Source organism: Rhizobium sp. BK456 (genome assembly GCF_014194045.1).
Lineage (GTDB): Bacteria > Pseudomonadota > Alphaproteobacteria > Rhizobiales > Rhizobiaceae > Rhizobium > Rhizobium redzepovicii.
The window spans coordinates 14,778-40,618 of record NZ_JACIAO010000009.1 but is presented as its reverse complement, the minus strand read 5'-3'; the positions used below and the strand labels follow the sequence as shown (position 1 = coordinate 40,618).

The following is a 25,841-nucleotide window of genomic DNA, read 5'->3' as shown; positions in this document are numbered from 1 at the left end:
CGCGACGGGCTGCTCCGGCCGAATAACAATAACCACAACCTAAAGATGAAATGGAGAAGGGGCGTGACATTTACAGATAGGGCAAGGCTTCTGATAGCGGGAGCCGTCACCATTGGCGCGATCGGTTTCGGTTCCGCTCAGGCGCAGCAGAAGTTCGATCTCAGCCCCGAGCAGGCGAACCGGCTGCGGGTGGAAAAGAACGAGAAGCGCATTGCCGAAGTCAAGGACTTCAAGTTCGTCGAAAACGGCGTCTTCACCGTCGGCATCAGCTCGAGCGGCAATCTTCCGCTGCATGATTATGCCTCCGATTCCAAGACGGTCATCGGTTACGACGTCGATCTGGCCCAGGCGATTGCCGACAGCCTGGGTCTGAAGCTCGAGCTCGTTTCCGTCGCCTGGGCCGATTGGCCCCTGGGGCTGACCTCCGGAAAGTTCGACGCGGTGATCTCCAACGTGACGGTCACGGAAGAGCGCAAGGAGAAATTCGATTTCTCGACCTATCGCAAGGACGAGCTTGGCTTCTACGTCAAGTCCGACAGCTCGATCACCTCGATCAAGCAACCGAAAGATATTGCCGGTCTGAAGGTCATCACCGATGCCGGCACCAACCAGGAGAAGATCCTGCTGGAATGGGATCGTGAGAATGTCGCCGCCGGCCTGAAGCCGATCGAGGTGCAATATTATGACGACGATGCGGTCAAGGATCTTGCCGTCCAGTCGGGCAGAGCAGACACCGTCTTCAGCGTGAACGCGACGCAGGCCTATTCGGCGGGGATCAACGGCAAGACCAAGCTCGTCGGCACTGTCAGCGGCGGTTGGCCGATCACCGCAGAAATTGCCGTCACCACGCGCAAGGGCAGCGGCCTGGCCGCGCCCTTGACCGATGTCGTTAACGACCTGATCGCCAGCGGTGCTTACCGGAAGATCCTCGATACGTGGAACCTCGGTCCTGAGGCGATCGACAAGGCCCAGACCAACCCACCGGGCCTGCCGAAGAGCGGCTCCTGATCGATCCCTATTGGGCCGGCGGCAATGCTGCCGGCCTTTCCTGCCTGACAATTTGGAGATTGAAGACGATGATTGCCTTTCCGGCATTCCGGACCCTAATGATCGCCGCCATGGCGTCGGCCCTTTCCTTCGGCGCAACCCGTGCAGCCGAGGATTTCGACCTTAGCCCGGAACAACCGGGCCGGCTTCACGCCGCCAAGAACGATGCGGCGATTGCCGCAATCCCCAAGGATTTCAAGTTCGTCACGTCAGGCAAGTTCACCATCGCCGTCAGCCCGGGCGGTCCGCCGCTTGCCACCTATGCCACCGACGCCAAGACCGTGGTCGGGGCAGATCCCGATTATGCCTATGCCATCGCCGAGAGCCTCGGCCTGACGCTGGAGATCGTGCCCGTCGCCTGGATCGACTGGCCGCTTGGCCTCGTCTCGGGCAAGTATGATGCCGTCATTTCGAACGTCGGCGTCACCGAGCAGCGCAAGGAAAAGTTCGATTTCTCCACCTACCGCCAGGGCTTGCATGGCTTCTTCGTGAAATCCGACAGTCCTGTCACCTCGATCAAGGAGCCCAAGGATGCGGCCGGCCTCAGGATCATTGTCGGGGCCGGCACCAACCAGGAGCGCATCCTGGTGAAGTGGAGCGAGGAAGATGTTGCCGCGGGCCTGAAGCCGATCGAGCTGCAATATTACGACGACGAGGCGGCAAGCCTTCTCGCGCTGCGTTCCGGCCGGGCCGATGTCATCGTCCAGCCGCATGCACAGCTCGTCTTCATCGCAGCGCGCGACAAGAACATCAAGCGCGTCGGCACGCTGAGTGCCGGCTGGCCGGATCGCTCGGATGTCGCGATCACCACCCGCAAGGGAAGCGGACTGGCCGATGCGCTGACTGCCGCCACCAACGGCCTGATCAAGGATGGCACCTACGCAAAAATCCTCGACCACTGGCATCTTTCCGAGGAAGCCTTGCCGGCATCCGAGACCAACCCGCCCGGCCTGCCGAAATACTGATCATCGGATGGCACGAGTGGGCAACATATCCATCAGCCATATCGGCTTCCTCACCCCCGGCAATTATCCCGACGGCGATCCGTTGTCGGGATTGGAGCAGACGCTCCAACAACTGCAATTTGGCGAGGAGCTGGGTTTCGACAGCGCCTGGGTCCGCCAGCGTCATCTTGAGCCGGGGATCTCTTCGGCGAGCGCCTTCCTGGCGGCGGCCACACAGCGCACCAGCCGGATCGAACTCGGAACGGCGGTCATTCCGATCGGCTATGAGAGCCCCTATCGGCTGGCCGAAGACCTGGCCACGGTCGATATTCTCGCGCGCGGGCGCCTGAACATCGGCGTCAGCGCCGGCCGGCCGCTGCATGCCGAATTGATTGCCCCGCTCGTCTTCGACGGCGATTGGACCGGCCACGATGTCTCCCATGATCGCGTGCTGCGCTTTGCCGACAATTTGCGCGGCACCTATCTGGGCGACGAGCAGACGTTCATCAAGACGCCCTTCGGCCCGCAGCGGCCGCGCCTGCAGCCCTATGCCAAGGGCCTGATCGACCGCATCTGGTATGGCGGCGGCTCGCAGCGCTCGGCCGGATGGGCCGGCCGCAATGGCTTCAATCTGTTGACCGGCAATGTGATAAGGGGGGAGGGGACGGATGATTTCTTCGTTGCCCAATCCAGGTTGGTTGAAACCCACCGTGCCGCCGGACCTCAGCGCCGTATTGCGCTCGGCCGCGTTATCGTGCCTTTCGACAGCGCCGACAAGGCAACGCGCCGCCGTTACCGCGATTATGCCGAGAGCCGCCATGGGCGCACACTTTCGCCGCAAGGCGAGCGGCGCACCTTATTCGCGCGCGATGTCGTCGGCACCGCGGACGAGATCTTGGCGCAGCTTTTTGCCGATCCGATCCTGCCTGAGGTCGGCGAGCTGAGGCTGGAGCTTCCTTACGAGTTCGAGCACGAGGAATACCGCCAGATCCTCTACGACTTCGTGACATCAATCGCACCCGAGCTCGGATGGAAAGCCCAGCCCCAAATTCGGGCCGCTTCCTGAAAAGGCGGACGTCGAGTCGACGCCAGAAGCATCATCCCACGAGGAACATTTATCAGTGACCAAAACGGTAGAATACTTCTTTTCGATCGGATCGCCCTGGTCCTACATCGGCTTCGACGCCCTCATCGAATTGGCGGCCAAGAACGACGTCGTCATCACGCCCTATCTGACGACGGTGGTCGAGGAAAATGGCGGTATCTTCTCGCGCAACCGTCCGGAGATCCGGCGCGCCTATTGGACGCGGGACCTAAAACGCTGGGCGCGCGTGCGCGGGAAGGAATTGCGGCTCGAACACCGCCCGGAGCTGAGCGATCCGACGCCGGCCTCCCTTTTCGTGATCGCCGCCTATCTCGATGGACAGGATTGGATCGGCGTCAGCAAGGCCTTGCAGCATGCCTTCTGGAGCGAGGCGAGGGATATCGGCAAACCCGATGTGCGCGAGGCGATCGTCACATCGGCAGGTTTCGATGGCGCAGCCCTTCTCAGGCGGCAAGCCGACGAGGACGTCCAGAACAAGTGGTCGGCGGACCGCGTGCATGCGCGCGACAGCGGCGTTTTCGGTTTTCCCACCTATGTCCATGACGGCGAGATCTATTGGGGACAGGACAATCTGCCCTTCCTCGAGCGACATCTTCGCGGCGACAGACCGTAGGAAGATCACCAAGACGAATGTTTTTTCCGCCGAGCGTCAAAGGAGAGACGCTCATTCCTTTGCTCCAGTAATTTTATAGACAATATTTGAGGCGATATAGAGAGGAAAAACCATGTCAGGTTTCAAACTCGTCGGCATCGCCGGCAGCTTCAACCGTCCATCGAAGACACTGGCGCTCGTTCGGCATGTCGCCGACCGCGCCAGCTTCCGATACGGCTTTACCAGCAAGACCTATGATCTGCATGATCTCGGCCCGTCACTGGGCCACGCCTTGTGGCGCAAGGACCTCGATGAGCAGGCCGGGCGCGTCGTCGACGAGATCGTCAGGGCCGATGCCTTGATCATCGGCTCGCCGACTTACAAGGGCTCTTATCCCGGTCTGTTCAAACATTTGATCGATCTGATCGACCCGCAGGAACTTCGGGGCAAGCCGATCATCATTACCGCGACGGGCGGCGGCGACCGGCACGCGTTGATGGTCGAGCATCAGCTTCGGCCGCTATTCGGTTTTTTCATGGCCCATACGCTGCCGACGGCGGTTTATGCCTCTGACCGCGATTTCGCAAATTACGCGGTTTCATCGGAGGCGCTCTCGAACCGCATCAGCGAAGTGATCGGCGAGTTGGCAGCCTTCTTTCCTGAAGCAAGCCCGGCAATAGCGGCGGCGGAATAGGGATCGTCGCGATGGCCCGGTCTCAGGAGGCAGCAATGGACGATGCGGAGCGGCCGGGATCAGACGAGCAATTATGGAGCGTCTTTGAATTCGTCCGACGATATCGCCTCGCCAAGCGGGAAGAGAACCGCCTGTTGATGCTCTACGGACCGACTGCATCGTTTCGCGATCTTCTTGCCAATGCGCAACGTCATTCGCTGATTTCCTAACCGCCGAAGATATCGGTCCCGACAGGAGGTTTGTATGAAGCTTGATTTCTTTTTCCGGCTGAAACGAGTGATCGGCTACTTCCTCCAGCGCAAGGCGCGGAAGCCTGTAATCGGATTGTTTGCTCGTGACGAAGAGCGAGACCGGTCGGCCCGCGAATATGAGCTCCATTATTGGGGTGCGATGCCCGGACTTTGGTATTGAGGAGGGCGGTGTGATGGCAATCGTCGTCGAGACCGGCCTCCGCCGGCGCGGCCTGAGAAGACCGGCAGGCAGCGTCATGCCGCAATTCAGGCATGCGGCGGGAATCTGCACGATCGTCGGTTCCTTCACGTTCCTCTTCGCCCTGGCGGTCGGGCTGATCCAATGAGTGCCGTCCTTATTCTTCCCGGACTTTTCGGCTCAGGAGAGGGGCATTGGCAACAGCACTGGCTGCAGGATCAGCCGGGCAGCCTTTGCGTCGCCCAGGACGACTGGGCTCATCCTGACCTCGACTCGTGGCTGGCGCGCCTGGAAGGCGTGCTCGAAGAGGCCGGTGAGGCCTATCTGGTTGCCCATAGTCTCGGATGCCTGCTCGCCGCCCGGCTGGCCGGGCGAAGTGTTGCCCGTCGGGTGAATGGAGCGTTGCTCGTTGCTCCCTGCGATCTGCCGGCCACGGACATTCTGCACCCCGGGCATATCTCTTTCGGCGGCATGCCGACGGCGCCTCTGCCATTTCCGAGCATCGTTATCGGCAGCATGAACGACGCCTATATGGCGGTCGATCGACTGACCCTGTTTGGTCGCCTGTGGAAGGCCGAGACCAGGAATATCGGCCTTGCCGGCCACATCAATATCGCCAGCGGTTTTGGCCGCTGGCGAAGCGGCTACCAGCTGCTGGATGCCTTGAAGATGCGCGCCGGCGATCGAAGGCGCAACGTTTTCGCGCGGCCGGCTTTCGCGCTGTGAATGGAAACGGAATGTCCGATATCATCGACGATCTCCTGCGCCTCAGCGAAGATCCGAATGCTGACCCGAGGTGCCGGCGCCGGCAAACCATGGAGCGATTGGTAGAGACGCTGCTTGCCATGGCTGATGCCGAAATTGGGCCTGAAGAGGTGCAACATCGTCATTCGATCATCCATTTGACGACAATCATCCGCGACATGACGGGCAGGATCGCAGAGGCCGACGATACGACATTTGCGGCGATCGTCAGGGAGGCCGCGATGCTGATCCGCAGCTTGCAGCGGCGCCGAGCCGACGCGGCCAGATTTACGGTGCATTGAAACGTGACCGGTATTATCGCGCATAAGCAGCCCGGTATGCGACGAAGCGAGGTTCGGATGCTCGGCGCAACCAGGATGGCTCTCACGGACGAGCTCGTGTCGCTCAGCCTTCGCCCCGAGCTCGATCCCGGCCCCGAGCCGCACCGGACACCGCTGACCGAGATGGAGACGGAGATGTTTGCCAGGCGGCTGCTCCAGGAATCCGATGGCGCGCCGCTCTGGGTCTTCGCCTATGGATCATTGATATGGAAGCCGGACTTCGATGCCGTCGAGTGGCAGCGCGGCGCAGCAAGGGGTTGGCATCGGTCCTTCTGCCTTAAGATGACCCGCTGGCGGGGAAGCCGGGCGCAGCCCGGCCTCATGATGGCGCTTGATCGCGGCGGACGCTGCAACGGCATCCTCTACAGGCTTGCCGATGGGGATCGTCTTGGCCAGATTCGGCGGTTGATCCGCCGTGAGGTCGGCACGATCGAAGATGCCGCGACGGTTCGCTGGATTCCGGTTGAAACCGCACATGGCTTCGTGCGCGCCCTGGTCTTTTGGGCCGGCCCGAAGGGGGAGCGCGTTTCCCGCAAATTGCCGCTGGAGACGGTGGCGGCCGTGCTTGCCAGGGCCTGCGGACATATGGGCTCCTGCGCCGAATATCTTTATCTGACGGTCAAGCATCTGGAAGAACGCGGCATCCGCGATCGCAATTTGTGGCGGCTTCAGGAACTCGTCGCCGCCGAACTCCTGTCGATACACGGCTTCAGCGGGGTAACACAAAGCCGTTAAGTGCTGCGCGTCTTTTCAGACCCGCGGCGCTTTGAGGTTTTGAATTGGCTGCATTCCCTCAGAGCTTGCCTTTCCACGGCACAAGGTAGGTCTCCAGGAAACGGATGGCGGCCGAGAAGGTGAAGGCGCAGACCGCGATGATGCCGATGCCGACGAAGACGACGTCGGTTGCCAGGAACTGCGATGCCGACATGATCATGAAGCCAATCCCCCGCGTCGAGGCGATCAATTCGGCGGCGACCAGCGTGCCCCAGCCGACGCCGAGGGCAATGCGGATGCCGGTGAGGATTTCCGGCAGGGCGGAGGGCAGGACGATATCGATGAATAGCTGCAGCCGGCTCGCACCCAGCGAACGGGCGGCATTGACGCGCTCGATCGGCAGCGAACGGACTCCTGCCTGGGCCGAGAGGCAGATCGGCGCGAACATTGCCAGCACCAGGAGCGTGATCTTCGACGTTTCGCCGATGCCGAGCCAGATGATCATCAGCGGCAGGTAGGAGAGGGGCGGAAGCGGCCAGTAGAACTCGATCGGCGCATCGAGTACCCCTTTGGCCCAGCGGTTCAGGCCCATGAGCAATCCGAGCGGAATGCCGACGGAGATGGCGATCAGCGCTGCGACGACGATGCGGAACAGACTCGCGAGGATATGCTCGGAAAGCGATGCGCCGGCATAACCGTCACGATAGACGAGGCCGATCTGCGTCAGCACCTCGTCCGGCCGCGGCAGGAACAGGTGTGGCACGAGACCGAGCGCGGAAACGAGCCACCACAGCAGCAGAATCGCCAAGGCGGTAGCGACGCTGATCGCCATCGTGGATTTCTCGCCGGCGCCGAAACTTGCCATCTTCACCAGTTTGACCTGGCGGTCCTCTCTCCGCGCCGCGACCGGCGATCTCTGGACGATATCGCTCATGCGACGCTCCTCAAATCTTCGCTGCTGTGGAGAATGGCGCGTACCTCCTCGCGCAGCTCGGCAAATTGCGGCGAGGCCTTGATCGATCGTGCGTCGCCGGTTTCGGCGAAGCGGCTGATGAAATCGAGATCGAAGCGGGCGACAACGCGCCCCGGCCGAGGCGACATGACCAGAACCTGCGTGCCGAGAAACAGCGCCTCTTCGATCGAATGGGTGATGAAGAAAATCTTCTTCGCCGTCTTGTTCCAGACGGAAACCAGCAGTTCCTGCATCTGCTCGCGTGTCAGGCTGTCGAGCGCTCCGAACGGCTCGTCCATGAGCAGGATGTCCGGATTGGCCGCAAGGGCCCGGGCGATGCCGACCCGCTGGCGCATGCCGCCCGACAGTTCGTAGGGAAAGGCATTGGCGAATTCGTCGAGGCCGACGAGCCGGAGCAGTTCGAACGCGCGCGCCTGTCGCTCCTTGCGGTTGACGCCGGCAAATTTCAGTCCGAGCGCGACATTGTCGGCCACCGATTTCCAGGGCAGCAGCGAATCTTTCTGAAAGACGACGCCGCGATCGGCGCCCGGCCGTTCGACTGCGCGGCCATCAAGCGTGATCCGGCCATCCGACAGCGGAAGGAAACCGGCAATCGCGTTGAGAAGGGTTGATTTGCCGCATCCCGAGGCGCCGAGCGCGACGACGAAACCCCGTTCGGGGATATCGAAGGAGACGCGATCGAGCGCGTGGACGGTCCGCCCGTCCCGAGCTGCAAAGAAAACGCTGGCGTGATCGACTTTAAGCATGGTCCGCTCGCTAGTTCGATGCCGGCGCCACAACAGCCGCGCCGGCATCGGGGAGGATCAGTTGCTGACGCTGGTAAGCGCGTCTGCGGTGACGAAGGCGCCGTAATTTGCCAGCACGTCGGACACCTTGCCCTGCTCTTTCAGGAACGATGCGGTGTCCTTGAGGATCTTGCCGGCGCCGGCCTTTTCGCCGCCGCCGAGCCAGGCGTCCGATGCCTGAACCTCTGGGGTGAGCAGCGTCAGGTTCTTCAGGGCCGAGGCCTGTTGCTCGGCCGTTCCGCCGAGAAGCTTTGCGAGCGACTTGGCGTTGTCGCTGTCGGGACCCCAGACTGCTTTGTCGGAGGCAAAGGAGGCGTAGTATTTGTTGATGACCGAAGCGAAGCCCTTCAGGAATTCCGGGTTCTCGGTCGCAAACGTCGAGGTGGCGACCCAGGCGGAGAATGTCGGTGCACCCTTGTCGGCCACGTCCTTGGAAGTCACCAGAACCTTTCCGTTCTTCTTGAGTTCGGTGAGCGCCGGATCCCAGACGAAGCCACCGTCGATATCGCCGCGGTTATAGCTCGCCACGATCTCCGGCTGCGGGACTGCGAAGACCTGGACGTCCTTCTCGGTCAGGCCAAGCGATTTGATCAGCGCTAGGAGCTGATAATGGTCAGTCGAGACAGGCGCGGCGGCGAGCTTCTTGCCCCTCAGATCGTTCAGGCTTTCGATGCCCGAGCCGTTGCGGACGACGAGGGCCTCGTCGATGCCGGAGATGGAGGCGAGGTAGAAGGCCTTGACCTCGAGCCCGCGCGACACCGCAGCTGCAAACGGGCTGGAGCCGACATAGCCGACCTGAACGTCGCCCGAGGCAATGGCGGCAAAAATTTCGGCGCCGGAATTGAACCTGCGGAAATCGATGTCGTAGCCCGTGTCCTTGGCGAATTCGCCGTTGGCGATCGCCACGGAAGACGGCAGGGCATCGGTCTGATAACCGACGACGACCTTCTTGTCCGCCGCCTCGGCGACGATCGCCGTTGCGAGAGTGCCGACGCTGACCGCGATTGCGGCAACCAAATTTCTGAAATTCATCCTGAGCCCCTTTTGTTTCCAGGGCCACCCGGCCCCTTGATCTCACCTTCAAAGGGTAATCGTCGAGAAGGGGCTGGCGGGAGGAATAACAAACTATATTTATAGACTATAGAGATAATTGTTTTCGTGATTCTGCCGCTCATGCGGTCCGCAGGACCGGCGAGCGACGTCAGGGCTTAAATGACGAGATGTCTCGACAGCGTTTGAAGCTTCAGGGAGAATGCATTGATATACGATGTGATCGTCGTCGGTTCCGGTTTTTCAGCGATCGCTGTGACCTGCAATCTCATCCAGCAGCTTCCCGCTTCGGCGAAGGTTGCCGTCGTCGGCGACGATCCCGGTTTCGGGCGCGGGACGGCATACCGGACGGAGCTCTATCTCCATCGCCTCAACGTTCCTGCCGGCCGCATGAGCCTGCTGCCCCACCACCCCGACGACTTTGTCGACTGGCTGAAAAGCAATGGGCGTCCGCTGCAGGCAGGCGATTTCGCCTCGCGCAGCGATTACGGGCTTTATGTCAGGGATACGCTTGCCCGGCTGCTTCGCAAGCGGGAGCGCCGTTGCCGGGTCGATTTTATCAAGGCCAAGGCGGCGGGCTGCGTGGAACGCTATACGAGCACGCTCGCGTTCCATCTCGGCAATGGCGACGAGATTGCCGGGAAGAACGTGGTGCTTTGTCTTGGCGTCGGAAACGCCAACCTTCCGGTCGATCCGACCGGCGTCCCGCCATTTTTGCGATCCCACATCGTCGAGAACCCGTGGCGGCTCTCCTGGCTGAGGCGAGTCGCGCCGTCCGATACGGTTTGTGTTCTCGGCTCCGGCCTGACGATGATCGATCAGGTTCTGGCACTTCGCGCCCATGGCCACAGAGGCAGGATCGAGGTGCTTTCGCGGCGCGGCCTGGCACCGCTCGGCCATGCAAGGACGCTGCCCGCGCCTCTGCCGATCGACGTTCACGCGCTTCCCGCTACGATCAGTGGCCTGTTGAAGATCTTGCGGGGCAAAAGCAGGGAGGTCGCCGACTGGCGAAGCGTGATGGACGGCCTGAGGCCGGTGACGCAGGCTCTCTGGCAACGGCTTTCGAACGAGGAGCGGGCCCGCTTCCTGCGCCACGCGCTTCCCTGGTGGAACATCCATCGCCACCGGGTCGCGCCCGACGTATTCGCCGGCTTCGAGAAACTGGTCTCGGACGGTTCCGTTCGCTTCCACGCCGGCTTTTTGAAATCGCTCGAGGCCAGGGAAGGCAGGCTCGTTGCCGACTATAGGATCAGGGCCAAGCGTGAGATCGCCGAAATCAAGGCGGACTGGCTGGTCAACTGCACGGGGATGGAGCGCGCCGGGATCAGCCATTCGCCGCTTCTGAAGGAAATGAGCCGGTTTCAGCTGATCGTGCCTGATCGGCTTGGCCTTGGCATTCAGGTGGATGCGGCTTCCGAGGTGACGGCTCCATCTCGAATTTCGCCGGCCCGGCTGTTTGCCGTCGGCGCCTTGACGGCGGGGCAATTCTGGGAGATCACCGCCGTCCCCGACATTCGGCTGCAGGCGAAGGCCGTGGCCGAGGAGATCGTCAGGGCAAGGCCAAATTCCGGCGCATAGGCTGACAAACTCGGGATCGGCGCAGTGCTGTTGAATTGCTGGCCGCCGACAGCTACAGTATTTGGTAGGCCATAATACGATTCCCTGAATTCGGCTGCCGCAGAAGTTGAGCCTGCGAAGTCAATCCAAACACTGAGGTACAGCATGAGCGGTGCTCTGAAGGACGCAGCAATCAGGGTGGAGCGTCCTGCGAAGACATTGCGGGAATTGGCGCTCGACAAAGTTCGCGAGGCCATCGTTAACGGATATTTTCGTCCCGGAGACCGCCTTGTCGAGCGCGACCTCTGCGCCCAGCTTGGCGTCAGCCGGACGGTGGTGCGCGAGGTTCTGAGACATCTGGAATCGGAAGGGCTCGTCGCCAATCTGCCGAACAAGGGACCGATCGTCGCCCTGCTGGATATCGAGGAAGCCAAACAGATCTATGAGATCCGCGGTGCGCTCGAAGGCATGGCGGCACGGCTATGCGCGGAGCGCGGCAGCCCCGAGATCGTCGCCGCTCTCGAGGAATCCCTGACCGCCATCCGCAACAGCTATCGCGACCAAGATATGGCCGCTGTGCTTGCCCATACCTCGTCCTTCTACCAAACGCTGTTCACCAGAGTCGACAGGCATGTCGCCTGGGGCGTTGTCAACCTCCTCACCGTGCGCATCAACCATCTGCGCTCGATGACGATCAAGACGGAAGGGCGCGGCACCGAGGGGCCGCTCCAGATGTCGAAGATTATCGAAGCCATCCGCCGTGGCGACGGCGAGGGGGCCCAGCGGGCCGCGATGGATCATGTCGCGGCCGCCAGCGCAATTGCCGAGGCGGTGCTGTCCGCTCAGAAGCCTGCCGAATAGGTTGACACGTCAACCACCGCTGTCTTTCAGGAGGCTGCCAGTAGGGGGCCTCGCATCGACATTGTCGATGCCTGTCGCCTGCATCCGTAATCCGTTCCTGGCCGGCGTTGCGTCGGTCCGGAACGATTCTATCGTTCTCATGCGTTGGGAGCCTGAACAATTGCATTGTTTACTCCTCCCAGCGCTTCATCATTCGCGCCGGTAACGTGGCTACGCCTAGCTTGAGGTGTAATAAAAATCGGAATTCAAGAATATCACGCGCTTTTGCTTCCGAAGAAGGCAGCCATGAACCCCAAACCGACGAGAATAATGCCGCTCACATAGCGTTCGATAGTAAGATAGTTGGCGTTGCGCTTCAGCCAGTTTCCGAAGCCTCCCGCCACCATTGCGTAGCTACCGTCGGTCATAATTCCAAGAATGGTGTAAATCATCCCAAGTATGAGGGTCTGAGCTGCAACCGATCCACGGGACGGGTCGATGAATTGAGGCAAGAAGGCCAGAAAGAACAGAACCGTCTTAGGATTGAGAAGGTTGATTGCAAATCCGTCGCGAAACAAATGACCGTAGGGATATGGTTTAATGGGCACGGTCTCATCGAAAGAAACAGCTCGGGAAAGAATCTTCTTGATCCCTATTCCAATCAGGTATGCCGCACCGGCATATTTCACCACTTCCAACGCTATTGGCGATGAGGCGACCATGGCAGAAAGCCCAAACGCTGCAGCAACTATATGTACCCCCGTCGCAACGTGAATTCCGAGAATTGAAACAACACCAGCAACACGTCCCTGCTCAACAGAACGAGCAAAGATATATAAAACTGCCGGCCCGGGAATCAGCAGCAAGGTCAATGCCGCAGCGATGAACATAGCGAGTGTACCGGTGGCGGGCATTTTTATTCCTCCTGCTTGTTCCCCCGGACTGTTGCTGAGGGCGAACGGTTGTGTACCATCTGCGTTTTGTCGGACTATCGCAGCAGGATTTCACACAGGAGGTTCCGTTAGTCTTGAACGCTATAAACTTCGCGCGAAAAATGCGGGTGTCACGCCTGTGGTTTGTTTAAACAATCGGGTCAGGTGACTCTGGTCGGCGAAGCCGACGAGTGCTGCCACCTCGGCGGGCGGTGTACCGGCCCTAAGCAAGTTCCGAGCATGACTAATCCGCAACTGTGTCTGATAGGCATGCGGAGGCATCCCCATGCATGACCGAAACGACCTAACGAGATAGACTGGATTCAATCCCACGACATCGGCGAGACAAGCCAAAGATACACGCTCGTTGTAATGCGCATGCAGAAAATCACGAATCACTTTGATATGTTTCGGTTCTCTGTTGTCGACGCGCCAGGAGGCTCGCTCATTGCGTTGAGACACCAGCATCTCAACGCAAAGCGCCAGGATCGTGTCACATCCAAGAAAGCCATCATCAACCTCAAGCCGCCTGTGAGCTGCACTCAACGCACCAAAAAGACTAGAATCTTGCAAGGAAATATGGGCGGGACATGAAGCTTTCTTCCCCAAAGCTATCATGTAATCGTCCATGAATTTTCTGGGCAAAAATAGGCACCTATAACTTAGGGGCTGCTCGTTTCCAGGAAGGCAAGAATGAACAACGCCAGGATGGATCAAATTGATGCTTCCCGGCTTCAATGCCACCTCTGCTCGACCATACGAGAATATCATCGTCCCGCTTTCATGCAGGTGAACAGCGTACGTGTCGTGAAAATGCTTTGGAAAGCGATGATAACTTTGCGAGACTTTAGACAATTCAACACCAGATATAGCATTGCTTTGCCATAATTTAATTTCAGCTCTTTTCATACTAAGTACCAAAGCCCGTACTCCGTGATTTGCAACCTTTTCATATCATTTTTTATGGTGGTTGATGGTCTCGCTACCTACGAGACCCCGAGAGGCGGCAAGTAACTGACACCTGAGTAAGTCTCAGCGCGGTATCACGATGGCAAACAGCCATCCTCCGGTGATCCGACGCCGTCGCGCGCCGACCTCGACATACGAAGCTGTTCATCCAGGCGGCCAAGCCGCTCGACATCAAGGACGGTCATGTCAGCCTGAAAGGGATTGAAGCTGATCTGAAAAGCAGGGGCAAGCTTCAATTGGCGCTCGTAAAACAATCTGTACATTGACCGGGTACCGAACCCATTGCTGCACATCCAAACCCAGAGCGGTTCCGTCTCTGGAGCAGCACCTGTCAGCTACCGTATATCCGTGTCGCTTGGATGTTCAGGGCAATGAGGAGAATTCAAACTCCAAGCTTGACACCCAACTTTGCTCGATATGATGGTATGCCATAATCACTAATATCTAAGGCGGTCATATAGGCCGGGAGAATATTGGCGTTGTACGTGTCGCGTCACTAAGGGAGCGTCGCGCCGTCCGGCTCTAAGGCTGAAGGAACAAGCATTTCCGGGCGACGAGCGCACACGCCAAGCCAATCTTCGGACTTTATTTTGTCTCGGCCAAAACCAAGTTGACACTAATATATTATGGTATACCATAATACCAAACAGAGAGAAGAGATATTCCATGGCCATTCAAATTCGCAAGACGGGACTGCAGATTGAAACGACGCTGATCGAAGGCGGCAAGGCTGCGGCGGTGCCGCTGAAGATGTTTACCGCTTTCGCGGTCGTGAAGAACCCATGGGCGGACCAGGGCTTCGTCGAAGACCTCAAGCCCGAAATCCACGCCGGTGCGCCGGTTCTCGGCGAATTGCTGACCAAGATGATCATCGATGCGGTCGGGTCAGGCGATGCCGTCGAAGCCTATGGCAAGGCCGCCGTGGTCGGCCTGGACGGTGAGATCGAACATGCCTCCGCGCTCATCCACACGCTTCGCTTCGGCAATTTTTATCGTCACGCCGTCGGCGCCAAGTCCTATCTCGCCTTCTGCAATACGCGCGGTCCCGCCAATGCGCCGATCATGATCCCGCTGATGGACAAGAACGACGAAGGTCGTCGCTCGCATTACCTGACCATCCAGACCTCGATCCCCGATGCGCCGGCCGCCAACGAGATTGTCGTGGCTCTCGGCGCGTCGGTGGGGGGGCGTCCTCATCACCGCATCGGCGACCGCTACCAGGATCTGAAAGATCTTGGGCAGGACGTCGCCAATCCTGCGGGCGTTTGAAAGGGGCTCCGAGATGCTGACAGCCGGATCGATCTCAGGCGCCGCTGCAGCAAAGAGCGTCGCCGGTGACTTGCCCCGAAGGAAGACGGCAAGCGGAACGGCCTATCACGAGGCCGGCAGCGGTAAGCCGCTGGTTCTCATTCATGGCGTCGGCATGCGGCTCGAAGCCTGGGCGCCGCAGATCACCTTTCTGTCGGCCGGCCATCGTGTCATCGCCGTCGACATGCCGGGACATGGCGAGAGCGCAAAATTGCCGGCGGGCAGCCGCCTCAATGAGTTTGTCGCCTGGTTCGGGCGTTTTCTCGACGAGATGGCAATCGATACGGTGAATGTTGCCGGCCACTCCATGGGTGCGTTGGTATCCGGAGGAGCGGCGGCGACGTTCGGCGAACGGATCAGCCGTGTCGCGTACCTTAACGGCGTTTACAGGCGCGATCCCCAAGCAAAAGCTGCCGTGCTCGCACGGGCCGCGGCCATTCCGGTGACGGGCGTGGACAAGGAAGGTCCCTTGGCACGCTGGTTCGGCGATGACGCTGACAGCGTTGTTGCGCGGGAATTGACGCGGAAATGGCTCAACCTCGTCGATCCGGAAGGCTATGCTGTCGCTTACGCCGCCTTCGCCGGCGGCGACGAGACCTATGCCGATCGCTGGAAGGACGTGGCTGGTCCGGCCCTGTTCCTGACGGGGTCCGATGATCCGAATTCCACGCCCTTGATGGCGGAACAGATGGCCGCGCTCGCGCCGAAGGGCTGGGCCCGCATCGTCGAAGGCCATCGTCATATGGTGAACCTGACCGCGCCTGATATCGTCAATTCGCTGCTCGCCGAGTGGCTGTCGTTCGGGGAGGATGAACGATGACAATCCAGACTGTCGACCCAAGGGCATTGCGAGATGCATTCGGCGCTTTTCCCACAGGCGTGACTGTCGTCACCGCCTGCGACGGAGATGGAAATCCGATCGGCTTCACCGCGAACTCCTTCACATCGGTCTCGCTCAATCCGCCCTTGCTCCTCGTCTGCCTTGCCAAGACGTCGCGCAATTTCGCCACCATGACCGGTACGCCGCATTTTGCGATCAACGTGCTGTCGGAAACGCAGAAGGACGTGTCGAACACGTTTGCGCGGCCGGTCGAAGACAGATTTGCGGCGGTCGAATGGGCCAAGGGATCGGCCGGCTGCCCGATATTCTCGAATGTGGCCGCCTGGTTCGAATGCGCCATGGAACAGGTCGTCGAGGCTGGCGACCATGTCATCCTGATGGGCCGCATCGAATCCTTCGACAATAGCGGCCGCAATGGTCTCGGTTATGCGCGCGGCGGCTATTTCACGCCGACGCTCGCAAGCAAGGCGGTTTCCGCGGCAAGCGAAGGCAATATCGAACTCGCAGCCGTCGTCGAGCGCCGCGGAGAAGTTCTTCTGCTCGGCGACGATGTGCTCTGCCTGCCGAGCGTCGACGCTCATGATGGCAACCCGACCGAGGCGCTGCAGGAATATCTGGAGACGCTCACCGGGCTGAAGGTGAGCATCGGCTTTCTCTATTCGGTCTACGAGGGCAAGAGCGATGGGAAGCAGCATATCGTTTATCACGCCGTTGCCGGAGACGGTGAGCCGGCCGGCGGCAGGTTCGTAAAACCTGACGCCCTGGCTGCGGCAAAATTCAAGACCAGCTCGACCGCCGATATCGTCAACCGCTTCGCGATGGAAAGCTCGATCGGCAATTTCGGCGTCTATTTCGGCGACGAGACCGGCGGCACCATTCATCCTATTCCAGCCAAGGGCGCAAAAGCATGAAGTTTTCCCTCTTCGTCCATATGGAACGGCTCGACGCCAACCAGAGCCATAAGAGCCTCTATGAGGAATTCGTCGCGCTCTGTGAGATCGCCGACAAAGGCGGCATGCATGCGATCTGGACGGGCGAACACCATGGCATGGATTTCACCATTGCTCCCAACCCCTTCGTGACCATTGCCGATCTCGCGCGGCGCACATCGCGGGCAAGGCTCGGGACGGGGACGGTGATCGCCCCCTTCTGGCATCCGATCAAGCTTGCCGGCGAGGCAGCCATGACCGACATCATCTGCGACGGCAGGCTCGATATCGGCATTGCGCGCGGCGCCTATTCCTTCGAATACGAACGGTTGCTGCCGGGTCTCGACGCCTGGGGTGCCGGCCAGCGCATGCGCGAGCTCATCCCGGCGGTCAAGGGCGTATGGGCCGGCGACTACGCCCATGACGGGGAGTTCTTCAAGTTCCCCGCGACCACGTCGGCGCCGAAGCCGCTGCAGCAGCCGAACCCGCCGATCTGGGTCGCTGCGCGCGATCCGAACTCGCATGAATTTGCCGTCGCGAACGGCTGCAACGTCCAGGTCACGCCGCTCTGGCAGGGCGATGACGAGGTCCAGTCGCTGATGGACCGTTTCAACGATGCCTGCGCCAAGAATCCCGATGTCGAGCGGCCGAAGATCATGCTTTTGCGCCACACCTATGTCGGCTCGTCGGAAGAAGACGTCGCCCAGGCCGCCCATGAACTCAGCGTCTACTACAACTATTTCTTCGCCTGGTTCAAGAACGAGAAGCCGGTGACCCAGGGCCTGATCGAACGGATTCCGGACGAGCAGATCCGCGCCAACGCCATGCTGTCGGACGAGGTCATGCGCACCAACAACGTCGTTGGCGACGCCGAGACCGTCATCCGCAGGCTCAAGGCCTATGAAGCGCTCGGCTATGACGAATATTCCTTCTGGATCGACACCGGCATGAGTTTCGAGCGCAAGAAGGCGTCGCTCGAGCGCTTCATCGCCGAGGTCATGCCGGCATTTCAGGAGTAGCACCATGCGGCGTTTCCAGCATTACATCGACGGCGAATTCTCGGATGGCGAAGCGAGCTATCCGAGCATCGATCCGGCCACCGGTGCGGTCTGGGCTGAAATGCCCGAAGCGCGAGAGGGCGATGTCGATCGGGCCGTGAACGCTGCCGAGAGGGCGCTTTATGATGGCCCCTGGGCGAAGATGACGGCCACGCAGCGCGGCAAGCTGCTCTACAAGCTCGCCGACCTCGTCGCTGCCAACGCGCAGGTCCTCGCGGAACTGGAAACACGCGACACCGGTAAGATCATCCGCGAAACATCCGCGCAGATCGCCTATGTCGCTGAATATTATCGCTATTATGCCGGCATATCAGACAAGATCGAAGGCTCCTATCTGCCGATCGACAAACCCGACATGGATGTCTGGCTTCGCCGCGAGCCGATCGGCGTCGTTGCGATGGTCGTGCCGTGGAACAGCCAGCTCTTCCTGTCGGCGGTCAAGATCGGCCCGGCGCTCGCCGCCGGCTGCACCATGGTGGTCAAGGCCTCGGAAGACGGGCCGGCGCCACTGCTTGAATTTGCCCGTCTCGTGCACGAAGCTGGCTTTCCCGCCGGCGTCGTCAACATCATCACCGGTTTCGGCCCCTCCTGCGGTGCGGCTCTTGGCCGTCACCCGAAGGTCGCCCATGTCGCCTTCACCGGCGGCCCGGAAACCGCCCGGCACGTCGTTCGCAACTCGGCCGAAAACCTCGCCTCCACCTCGCTCGAACTCGGCGGCAAGTCGCCCTTCATCGTCTTTGCCGACGCCGACCTCGACAGTGCCGCCAACGCCCAGGTCGCCGGCATTTTCGCAGCGACCGGGCAGAGCTGCGTTGCCGGATCGAGGCTGATCGTCGAACGCAGCGTCAAGGACAAATTCGTCGCCCTGCTGCGGGAGAAGGCCGAGGCGATCCGGATCGGCGCGCCGCTCGACATGACGACCGAGGTCGGCCCCCTTGCTACCCGGCGCCAGCAGGACAATATCGGTGCACTCGTTACCAGGTCGGTCGAAAGCGGCGCCCGTCTCGTTACCGGCGGACGCAAAATCGATGGTGAAGGCTTTTACTTCCCGCCGACGATCCTCGATTGCGACAATGTCGCTTCGCCGTCGCTGATCGAGGAGTTCTTCGGGCCGGTCCTTTCCGTCGTCTCGTTCGAGACCGAGGCAGAGGCGCTGAGGCTTGCCAACGACACCCGCTATGGCCTGGCCTCCGGCATCTTCACGCAGAACCTGACCCGGGCGCACCGGCTGATGAAGGGCATCCGTGCCGGCATCGTCTGGGTCAACACCTACCGCGCCGTCTCGCCGATCGCGCCCTTCGGCGGCTTCGGCCTGTCGGGCCACGGCAGGGAAGGCGGCATGGCCGCGGCGCTCGACTACACCCGCACCAAGACGATCTGGCTCCGGACCTCGGACGATCCGATCCCCGATCCCTTCGTGATGAGGTGATGCCGATGTTTTACGAAATCCGCACCTACCGGCTGAAGAACGGAACGATCCCGCAATATCTCAAGGTCGTCGAGGAAGAGGGCATCGAGATCCAGAAAAGCCATCTCGGCACGCTGGTCGGCTACTTCTTCTCGGAGATCGGCACGATCAACGAGATCGTCCACATCTGGGCCTTTGCGAGCCTGGATGATCGGGAGGCGAGACGCCAGAGGCTGATGGCCGACCCCCGGTGGCAGGCCTTCCTGCCCAAGATTCGCGACCTCATCGAGGTGGCGGAAAACAAGATTATGAAGCCAGCAAGCTTCTCTCCCCGGAGCGAGCAGCACTGACGACATAAGGAATACCCGCAGGACAAACCAGAACAGGGATAAGGGAACATGAAAACGACATTTGCTTTCGCGGCGGTTGCCGCATTCGTCGCCGTCTCCGCGCCGGTGCACGCCGACAACATGGTCTTCTCGAGCTGGGGCGGAACGACCCAGGATGCGCAGAAGGCGGCATGGGCAAGCCCGTTCACCGAAAAGACCGGCATCACGGTCGTGCAGGACGGCCCAACCGACTACGGCAAGCTGAAGGCGATGGTCGAGGCCGGCGAAGTCACCTGGGACGTCGTCGACGTCGAAGGCGATTATGCCGCCCAGGCCGGCAAGAACGGCCAGCTCGAGAAGCTCGACTTCTCCGTCATCGATAAATCCAAGCTCGATCCGCGCTTCGTCACGGACTATTCGGTCGGCAGCTTCTATTATTCCTTCGTCATCGGCTGCAATGCCGATGCCGTCAAGGCCTGCCCGAAGACATGGGCCGACCTGTTCGACACCGCGAAGTTTCCGGGCAAGCGCACCTTCTACAAGTGGTCGGCTCCCGGCGTGATCGAAGCGGCGCTGCTTGCCGACGGCGTGCCTGCCGACAAGCTCTATCCGCTCGATCTCGACCGCGCCTTCAAGAAGCTCGACACGATCAAATCGGACATCATCTGGTGGTCAGGCGGCGCCCAGTCGCAGCAGCTGCTCGCATCCGCCGAGGCACCCTTCGGCAGCGTCTGGAACGGCCGCATGACGGCGCTTGCCGCGACCGGCATCAAGGTTGAAACCTCCTGGGAACAGAACATCACTGCTGCCGATGCGCTCGTCGTGCCGAAGGGCTCGCCGAATGTCGAAGCTGCGATGAAGTTCATTGCACTGGCGACCTCGGCCGAACCGCAGGCCGCCCTGGCAAAGGCCACCGGTTATGCGCCGATCAATGTCGACTCGGCCAAGCTGATGGACCCGGAAACGGCCAAGACCTTGCCGGATCAGCAGACCGCAAGCCAGGTCAATGCCGATATGACCTACTGGGCTGATAATCGCGATGCCATCGGCGAGAAATGGTACGCTTGGCAGGCGAAATAAGCTGAAGCTTGAGATCAACGGGCACGGCGAAGGTCGCCGTGCCCCCGCAGCGCCAGTGCCAATCGGTTGCACCTATGCGCCTCGCGGAAATTGACGGGTGGGAAGGACTGTCATGTCGACGTTTAGCGATGCCTCCGGCGTAATTGCGCCCTTGCCGAAGATACGCAGGCCGACAGGTTTCAGCGGGGTCGTTCCGGCTTTCGCCTTCGTCGGTATCTTTTTCGTCGTGCCGGTGGCGATACTGCTGTTGCGAAGCGTGCTGGAACCCGTGCCGGGTCTGGGAAACTATGCGCAACTGATCGGGTCATCGACCTATCTGAAGATTTTCGCCAACACCTTCATCGTCTCGGGTCTCGTCACGGTGATTTCGCTCGCGATCGGTTTTCCCGTCGCCTGGGCGCTGGCAATCATGCCCGGCCGGCTGACCTCGGTGATCTTTGCGATCCTGCTGCTGTCGATGTGGACCAACCTCTTGGCCCGCACCTATGCCTGGATGGTGCTCCTGCAACGCACCGGGCTGATCAACAAGATGCTGATGGGAATGGGCCTGATCGACCAGCCGCTGGCGCTCGTCAACAATCTGACCGGTGTCACGATCGGCATGACTTATATCATGCTGCCTTTTATCATCCTGCCGCTCTATGGCGTGATCAAGAAGATCGATCCGTCGACCCTGCAGGCGGCCGCCCTTTGTGGCGCCAACCGCTGGCAGTGCCTGACGCGGGTTCTGCTGCCCCTGGCGATGCCCGGCATGGTGGCGGGCGCCCTGATGGTCTTCGTCATGTCACTTGGTTATTTCGTCACGCCCTCGCTTCTCGGCGGCACTGCCAACATGATGCTCGCGGAGCTGATCGCGCAGTTCGTGCAGTCGCTGGTCAACTGGGGAATGGGGGGCGCTGCGGCGCTGGTCCTTCTGGTGGTGACGCTCTCGCTTTATGCCGTGCAGTTGCGCTTCTTCGGCAATCAAAACCCGGGAGGACGTTGACATGCTGCTCAATTTCGACCGTCTCGGCTGGTGGAAATACGTCCTTCTCGGCATAACGCTTCTGACCGCAGCCTTCCTGCTGCTGCCGATTGTGTTCATCGCGGCGCTGTCCTTCGGCTCCTCGCAGTGGCTGATCTTTCCGCCGCCGGGCTGGACGTTTCAGTGGTACAGCGAACTCTTTGCCGACCCGCGCTGGCTGGAATCGGCTTTGACGAGCCTCAAGATCGCGGTCATCGTGACGATCTTGTCGGTGCTGCTCGGGCTTGTGACATCCTTCGGGCTGGTGCGTGGTTCGTTCATGTTCCGGGATGCGCTGAAAGCGCTGTTCCTGACGCCGATGATCCTTCCGGTCGTGGTTCTGGCGGTCGCCCTCTACGCCTTCTTTCTCAGGATCGGCCTTGGCGGCACGCTGACGGGCTTCGTCATTTCGCATCTCGTGCTGGCACTGCCCTTCTCGATCCTGTCCATCTCGAGTGCCCTGGAAGGCTTCGACAAGTCGATCGAGGACGCGGCCGTGCTCTGCGGCGCCTCGCCTTTGGAAGCGAAGATCAGGGTCACCCTTCCGGCAATCAGCCACGGGTTGTTTTCGGCGGCCGTCTTCTCGTTTCTGACATCCTGGGACGAGGTGGTGGTGGCGATCTTCATGTCCAGCCCGACCCTGCAGACGCTGCCCGTGAAGGTATGGGCGACGCTCAGGCAAGACCTGACGCCGGTTGTCGCCGCCGCATCGACCCTTCTCATCCTTTTGACGATCATCTTGATGGCGCTGGTTGCCGTCGTGCGTAAGGTACTGAAACAATGAACGAACCATTCCTTCAGATCCGCGGAATACGCAAGGAATACGGCCCTGTGGTCGCCGTACATGATGTTACCCTCGACGTTCGGCGCGGGGAGTTCCTGACCTTTCTCGGGCCATCGGGATCGGGCAAGAGCACGACGCTGTACATCCTGGCGGGATTTGACAATCCGACGAAAGGTGACATTACGCTGGAGGGCAAGACCCTGCTCGCCACGCCGTCGCACAAGCGCAACATCGGCATGGTGTTCCAGCGCTACACTCTGTTCCCGCATCTGACGGTGGGTGAAAACATCGCCTTTCCGCTGAAGGTCCGGCGCAAGTCCAAGGCCGAGATCGACAGCAAGGTGAAGGAGATGCTGCGCCTCGTCCGTCTCGAAGGCTTCGAGGATCGCAAGCCCGCGCAAATGTCCGGCGGCCAGCAGCAGCGCGTCGCGCTTGCCAGAGCCCTTGCCTATGATCCGCCGGTGCTTCTGATGGACGAGCCGCTGTCTGCGCTCGACAAGAAGCTGCGCGAGGAAATCCAGCATGAGATCCGTCGCATCCACCAGCAGACCGAAGTGACGATCCTTTATGTCACACACGACCAGGAAGAGGCACTGCGGCTCTCCGACCGCATCGCTGTCTTTTCCAAGGGGGTCATCGACCAGATCGGCACCGGCCCCGAACTCTACGCCAATCCGAAGACCCGCTTCGTTGCCGAATTCATCGGCGACAGCGACTTCATTTCCTGTGACCTGCTGTCATCATCCGACGGACAGGCCACCATTTCGCTAGGCCGCGGAACCGTCTTCAACAGCATTCCGGTGCATGGAAAAGGCGCTGCCGGCACAAAAGCAGCCTTGATGCTGAGGCCGGAGCGCATTCGGCTGTCGCGCGCTCATGCGGGAGTGGGTCTCGCCGCGACTGTCAGCGACATCACTTTCCTCGGCAACAATATCCACGTTTCCACCGAAATGGCCAACGGCGAGGCGCTGGCGGTGCGTCTGCCGTTCGGTCATGAGGCGATCACCGGGCTCAGCCGCGGCGATACGGTGAATCTGGATTTCGATCCGGGTGCGGCCCACGTGTTCTGTTGAAAGTCGTCCTATGAAGCTCAGTGATCTCTCGCTGTTCCGTCAGGCATGCCCCGTCGCCGGCCGCTGGATCGAAGCGGAAGGCCGCCAGGCGACGACGGTGCGCAATCCGGCGACCGGCGAACCGCTCGGCGCGGTCCCCGACCTCGGAGCCGCGGAAACGGAGGATGCCATCGCCGCCGCTGTCGTCGCCCAGAAGCTTTGGGCGAAGAAGACCGCTAGCGAGCGCGCCGCCATACTCAAGACATGGCACCGCCTGATGATCGAAAACCGCGACGATCTGGCGATGATCCTGACGCTGGAGCAGGGAAAACCGCTCACTGAGGCTAAGGGAGAGATCACCTATGGCGCGAGCTTCATCGAATGGTTCGCCGAGGAGGCAAGACGCATCAACGGCGAGACCATACCGGGACATCAACCGGATAAGCGCATCCTCGTGCTGCGTCAGCCGGCAGGCGTGGTGGCGGCGATCACGCCCTGGAACTTTCCAAATGCGATGATCACCCGCAAGGTGGGCCCGGCCCTTGCCGCCGGCTGCGCCGTCGTTCTCAAGCCGGCGCCGCAGACGCCGTTCTCGGCAATCGCCATCGCCATTCTTGCAGAGCGCGCCGGCCTGCCGGCAGGCCTGCTCAACATCGTGACCGGTGATGCTGCCGCAATTGGCGGGACGCTGACGGCAAGCCGTGACATCCGGGTCCTGACCTTCACCGGTTCCACCCGGACGGGCGAGCTGCTTTACCGGCAATGCGCGCCGACGATCAAAAAGCTCGGCCTCGAGCTTGGCGGCAATGCACCCTTCATCGTCTTCGACGATGCTGATCTCGACGCGGCCGTCGAAGGCGCAATCATCGCCAAGTTCCGCAATAATGGCCAGACCTGCGTCTGCGCCAACCGGCTCTATGTCCAGGACGGCGTCTATGAGGCCTTTGCCGCCAAGCTGGCGACGGCCGTTTCGGCACTGAAGGTTGGCAATGGCCTGGAGCGCGATGTCGTGCTCGGCCCGCTCATCGACGAAAACGCCGTTGCCAAGATCGAAGCCCATATCGGCGATGCCGTCTCTAGGGGCGCCCGGATTGTTTCAGGCGGCAAGCGCCATGCGCTTGGCGGCCATTTCTTCGAACCGACCGTTCTCCGCGATGTCGCGGCCGGCATGCAGGTCGCCCGCGAGGAAACCTTCGGACCTCTTGCGCCGCTCTTTCGTTTCCGCGACGAAGAGGACGTCATTGAACAAGCAAATGACACCGAATTCGGGCTTGCCTCTTATTTCTATGCACGCGATCTGTCGCGGGTCTTCCGTGTCGCTGAAGCGCTCGAATATGGGATGGTCGGCGTCAATACCGGTCTGGTCTCCACCGCCGAGGCGCCGTTCGGCGGTGTCAAAATGTCGGGTCTCGGTCGCGAAGGCTCCAGGCACGGGTTGGACGAGTATACCGAACTCAAGTATGTATGCTTGGGCGGCATTGCCTGACTTGGTCGACATTTGCGCATGCCGCAAAAGAAAGACCAGCATGCAATTCGCCAGTATAGCGATGTATCTCACACCCCAGCCGCTTGCAGATGCGACGGCCAAGCTCTGGTCGTTCCTCCGGCATTATCTCTCGCAGGCCGGCCTGACGGACCTGCCCGAAACGCTCGATCGGACGCTGCCCTATGACGAGGCCTGGCTGAGATCGGATCTTCTCCTTTCGCAGACCTGCGGCTATCCCTTTGCCAGCCGCCTGCGCGGCAAAGTTCGCCTGGTTGCGACGCCGGTCTATGATCATCCCGGCTGCGACGGTCCGCTGATGCGCAGCTTCATCATCGTCCGCACGGGTTCTTCCCTTCGCACGCTGGAGGATCTGCGCGGCACCACGGCTGCAATCAACAGCCCCGACAGCAATTCCGGCAGCAATCTCTTTCGCGCGGCCGTCGCTCCGCGTGCCCGCGAAGGCCGTTTCTTCGGGCGGATCATCGAAACCGGTAGCCATGGCAACAGCATCGCTGCCGTCGTCGAGGGCAGGGCGGATAGCGCGGCCATCGATTGCATCACCTATGGCAATATTCGCCGTTTCAATCCCGGCCATGTCGACGGGGTCCGCATCATCGCCGAAACGCCGAAAGGCCCAGGACTGCCGCTCGTAACTTCAGGCGATGCTTCGGACGAGAGGGTCCTTCTCCTGCGCCGTGCGCTGACCGCCGCTGTCAAGGAGCCACCGCTGGCGGCGACGCGGGCCACGCTCGGCCTCGTTGATTTCGCGGTGCTTTCCGAAGCCGACTACGAGCCGCTTCTCTCATTGGCCGGCGACGCATTGCCGCAATTAACGGCTTGAAGAGGC

31 protein-coding genes are annotated in these 25,841 nt (G+C 60.8%); 25 read left to right on the top strand and 6 right to left on the bottom strand.

The features are described from left to right. The first annotated feature begins 63 nt into the window (after positions 1-63). The 11 genes from FHX03_RS23665 (at position 64) to FHX03_RS23615 (ending at position 6,631) form a co-directional block, all read left to right on the top strand. Positions 64-1,008, top strand: a complete 945-nt coding sequence (locus FHX03_RS23665; RefSeq protein WP_183779886.1) for an ABC transporter substrate-binding protein — start codon at positions 64-66, stop codon at positions 1,006-1,008. 68 nt (positions 1,009-1,076) lie between these two features. Beyond that, the gene (locus FHX03_RS23660; RefSeq protein ID WP_183780315.1) at positions 1,077-2,012 is read left to right on the top strand and encodes an ABC transporter substrate-binding protein; all 936 of its coding nucleotides are present in this window, start codon (positions 1,077-1,079) and stop codon (positions 2,010-2,012) included. 7 nt (positions 2,013-2,019) lie between these two features. Beyond that, entirely contained in the window at positions 2,020-3,057 is a 1,038-nt protein-coding gene (locus FHX03_RS23655; RefSeq protein ID WP_183855709.1) for an LLM class flavin-dependent oxidoreductase, read from the top strand. Between the two features lie 55 nt (positions 3,058-3,112). Further along, positions 3,113-3,709 carry a 2-hydroxychromene-2-carboxylate isomerase gene (locus FHX03_RS23650; protein WP_183779882.1) on the top strand — a complete coding sequence of 199 codons (597 nt, stop codon included), beginning with the start codon at positions 3,113-3,115 and terminating at the stop codon, positions 3,707-3,709. A gap of 112 nt (positions 3,710-3,821) precedes the next feature. Continuing rightward, positions 3,822-4,382, top strand: coding sequence for an FMN reductase (msuE, locus tag FHX03_RS23645; protein WP_097626309.1), 561 nt, complete (start codon positions 3,822-3,824; stop codon positions 4,380-4,382). Between the two features lie 11 nt (positions 4,383-4,393). Next, positions 4,394-4,591: a hypothetical protein gene (locus FHX03_RS23640; protein WP_183855707.1), complete on the top strand. Its 198-nt coding sequence runs from the start codon at positions 4,394-4,396 to the stop codon at positions 4,589-4,591. Between the two features lie 34 nt (positions 4,592-4,625). Next, on the top strand, positions 4,626-4,793 hold the full coding sequence (locus FHX03_RS23635) for a hypothetical protein (protein ID WP_165503926.1): 168 nt from the start codon (positions 4,626-4,628) through the stop codon (positions 4,791-4,793). A 13-nt stretch (positions 4,794-4,806) separates the two neighbouring features. Further along, the gene (locus FHX03_RS23630) at positions 4,807-4,959 is read left to right on the top strand and encodes a hypothetical protein (RefSeq protein ID WP_183779863.1); all 153 of its coding nucleotides are present in this window, start codon (positions 4,807-4,809) and stop codon (positions 4,957-4,959) included. Continuing rightward, positions 4,956-5,537: an RBBP9/YdeN family alpha/beta hydrolase gene (locus FHX03_RS23625; protein ID WP_183855704.1), complete on the top strand. Its 582-nt coding sequence runs from the start codon at positions 4,956-4,958 to the stop codon at positions 5,535-5,537. The genes FHX03_RS23630 and FHX03_RS23625 overlap by 4 nt, the downstream gene beginning before the upstream one ends. Before the next feature lie 11 nt (positions 5,538-5,548). Beyond that, a complete protein-coding gene (locus FHX03_RS23620; protein WP_183855702.1) occupies positions 5,549-5,857 on the top strand; it encodes a hypothetical protein in 309 nt (102 codons plus the stop codon). A 57-nt stretch (positions 5,858-5,914) separates the two neighbouring features. Continuing rightward, positions 5,915-6,631, top strand: a complete 717-nt coding sequence (locus FHX03_RS23615) for a gamma-glutamylcyclotransferase (protein ID WP_183855701.1) — start codon at positions 5,915-5,917, stop codon at positions 6,629-6,631. 58 nt (positions 6,632-6,689) lie between these two features. On the opposite strand, the gene FHX03_RS23610 is transcribed toward FHX03_RS23615, so the two are convergent. The 3 genes from FHX03_RS23610 to tauA are packed head-to-tail and all read right to left on the bottom strand — an operon-like array spanning position 6,690 to position 9,400. After that, positions 6,690-7,544, bottom strand: coding sequence for an ABC transporter permease subunit (locus tag FHX03_RS23610; RefSeq protein WP_097626305.1), 855 nt, complete (start codon positions 7,542-7,544; stop codon positions 6,690-6,692). Further along, on the bottom strand, positions 7,541-8,329 hold the full coding sequence (locus tag FHX03_RS23605) for a taurine ABC transporter ATP-binding protein (RefSeq protein WP_183855699.1): 789 nt from the start codon (positions 8,327-8,329) through the stop codon (positions 7,541-7,543). The genes FHX03_RS23610 and FHX03_RS23605 overlap by 4 nt, the downstream gene beginning before the upstream one ends. 57 nt (positions 8,330-8,386) lie before the next feature. Further along, complete coding sequence (gene tauA / locus FHX03_RS23600; protein ID WP_183779854.1) at positions 8,387-9,400, bottom strand: taurine ABC transporter substrate-binding protein; 1,014 nt, start codon at positions 9,398-9,400, stop codon at positions 8,387-8,389. A 225-nt stretch (positions 9,401-9,625) separates the two neighbouring features. Here tauA and FHX03_RS23595 point away from each other — a divergent pair, with 225 nt between their 5' ends. Then, positions 9,626-10,996: an FAD/NAD(P)-binding protein gene (locus FHX03_RS23595; protein WP_097626302.1), complete on the top strand. Its 1,371-nt coding sequence runs from the start codon at positions 9,626-9,628 to the stop codon at positions 10,994-10,996. 144 nt (positions 10,997-11,140) lie between these two features. After that, the gene (locus FHX03_RS23590) at positions 11,141-11,836 is read left to right on the top strand and encodes a GntR family transcriptional regulator (RefSeq protein WP_183855697.1); all 696 of its coding nucleotides are present in this window, start codon (positions 11,141-11,143) and stop codon (positions 11,834-11,836) included. A 254-nt stretch (positions 11,837-12,090) separates the two neighbouring features. Here FHX03_RS23590 and FHX03_RS23585 read toward each other — a convergent pair whose 3' ends face one another. The 3 genes from FHX03_RS23585 to FHX03_RS23575 form a co-directional block, all read right to left on the bottom strand. Beyond that, positions 12,091-12,729: a LysE family translocator gene (locus FHX03_RS23585; RefSeq protein ID WP_183779848.1), complete on the bottom strand. Its 639-nt coding sequence runs from the start codon at positions 12,727-12,729 to the stop codon at positions 12,091-12,093. Positions 12,730-12,849: 120 nt separating this feature from the next. Beyond that, positions 12,850-13,656, bottom strand: a complete 807-nt coding sequence (locus tag FHX03_RS23580; protein WP_183779845.1) for a helix-turn-helix transcriptional regulator — start codon at positions 13,654-13,656, stop codon at positions 12,850-12,852. A 134-nt stretch (positions 13,657-13,790) separates the two neighbouring features. Next, complete coding sequence (locus FHX03_RS23575) at positions 13,791-13,952, bottom strand: hypothetical protein (RefSeq protein ID WP_183855695.1); 162 nt, start codon at positions 13,950-13,952, stop codon at positions 13,791-13,793. A gap of 430 nt (positions 13,953-14,382) precedes the next feature. On the opposite strand from FHX03_RS23575, the gene FHX03_RS23570 reads away from it, so the two are divergent. The 12 genes from FHX03_RS23570 (at position 14,383) to FHX03_RS23515 (ending at position 25,835) form a co-directional block, all read left to right on the top strand. Further along, on the top strand, positions 14,383-14,985 hold the full coding sequence (locus FHX03_RS23570; protein ID WP_097626299.1) for an amino acid synthesis family protein: 603 nt from the start codon (positions 14,383-14,385) through the stop codon (positions 14,983-14,985). A 13-nt stretch (positions 14,986-14,998) separates the two neighbouring features. Then, positions 14,999-15,844 carry an alpha/beta fold hydrolase gene (locus tag FHX03_RS23565; protein ID WP_183855694.1) on the top strand — a complete coding sequence of 282 codons (846 nt, stop codon included), beginning with the start codon at positions 14,999-15,001 and terminating at the stop codon, positions 15,842-15,844. Beyond that, complete coding sequence (locus tag FHX03_RS23560) at positions 15,841-16,776, top strand: flavin reductase family protein (RefSeq protein ID WP_183779842.1); 936 nt, start codon at positions 15,841-15,843, stop codon at positions 16,774-16,776. The genes FHX03_RS23565 and FHX03_RS23560 overlap by 4 nt, the downstream gene beginning before the upstream one ends. Further along, positions 16,773-17,813, top strand: a complete 1,041-nt coding sequence (locus FHX03_RS23555; protein ID WP_183855692.1) for an LLM class flavin-dependent oxidoreductase — start codon at positions 16,773-16,775, stop codon at positions 17,811-17,813. The genes FHX03_RS23560 and FHX03_RS23555 overlap by 4 nt, the downstream gene beginning before the upstream one ends. A 4-nt stretch (positions 17,814-17,817) precedes the next feature. Beyond that, complete coding sequence (locus FHX03_RS23550; protein WP_183855690.1) at positions 17,818-19,281, top strand: aldehyde dehydrogenase; 1,464 nt, start codon at positions 17,818-17,820, stop codon at positions 19,279-19,281. A 5-nt stretch (positions 19,282-19,286) separates the two neighbouring features. Then, a complete protein-coding gene (locus FHX03_RS23545) occupies positions 19,287-19,610 on the top strand; it encodes an NIPSNAP family protein (protein ID WP_097626335.1) in 324 nt (107 codons plus the stop codon). 48 nt (positions 19,611-19,658) lie between these two features. Beyond that, positions 19,659-20,669: an ABC transporter substrate-binding protein gene (locus FHX03_RS23540; RefSeq protein WP_183855688.1), complete on the top strand. Its 1,011-nt coding sequence runs from the start codon at positions 19,659-19,661 to the stop codon at positions 20,667-20,669. Between the two features lie 112 nt (positions 20,670-20,781). Beyond that, positions 20,782-21,654 (top strand): ABC transporter permease, encoded by an 873-nt coding sequence (locus tag FHX03_RS23535; RefSeq protein WP_183855686.1) that lies wholly within the window; start codon positions 20,782-20,784, stop codon positions 21,652-21,654. 1 nt (position 21,655) lies between these two features. Beyond that, positions 21,656-22,456, top strand: coding sequence for an ABC transporter permease (locus FHX03_RS23530; RefSeq protein ID WP_097626293.1), 801 nt, complete (start codon positions 21,656-21,658; stop codon positions 22,454-22,456). Further along, positions 22,453-23,529, top strand: a complete 1,077-nt coding sequence (locus FHX03_RS23525) for an ABC transporter ATP-binding protein (RefSeq protein WP_097626292.1) — start codon at positions 22,453-22,455, stop codon at positions 23,527-23,529. The genes FHX03_RS23530 and FHX03_RS23525 overlap by 4 nt, the downstream gene beginning before the upstream one ends. Positions 23,530-23,539: 10 nt before the next feature. After that, positions 23,540-24,994, top strand: a complete 1,455-nt coding sequence (locus FHX03_RS23520) for an NAD-dependent succinate-semialdehyde dehydrogenase (protein WP_183855684.1) — start codon at positions 23,540-23,542, stop codon at positions 24,992-24,994. A gap of 40 nt (positions 24,995-25,034) precedes the next feature. Beyond that, positions 25,035-25,835, top strand: a complete 801-nt coding sequence (locus FHX03_RS23515) for a phosphate/phosphite/phosphonate ABC transporter substrate-binding protein (RefSeq protein WP_131711284.1) — start codon at positions 25,035-25,037, stop codon at positions 25,833-25,835. Positions 25,836-25,841: the final 6 nt, after the last annotated feature.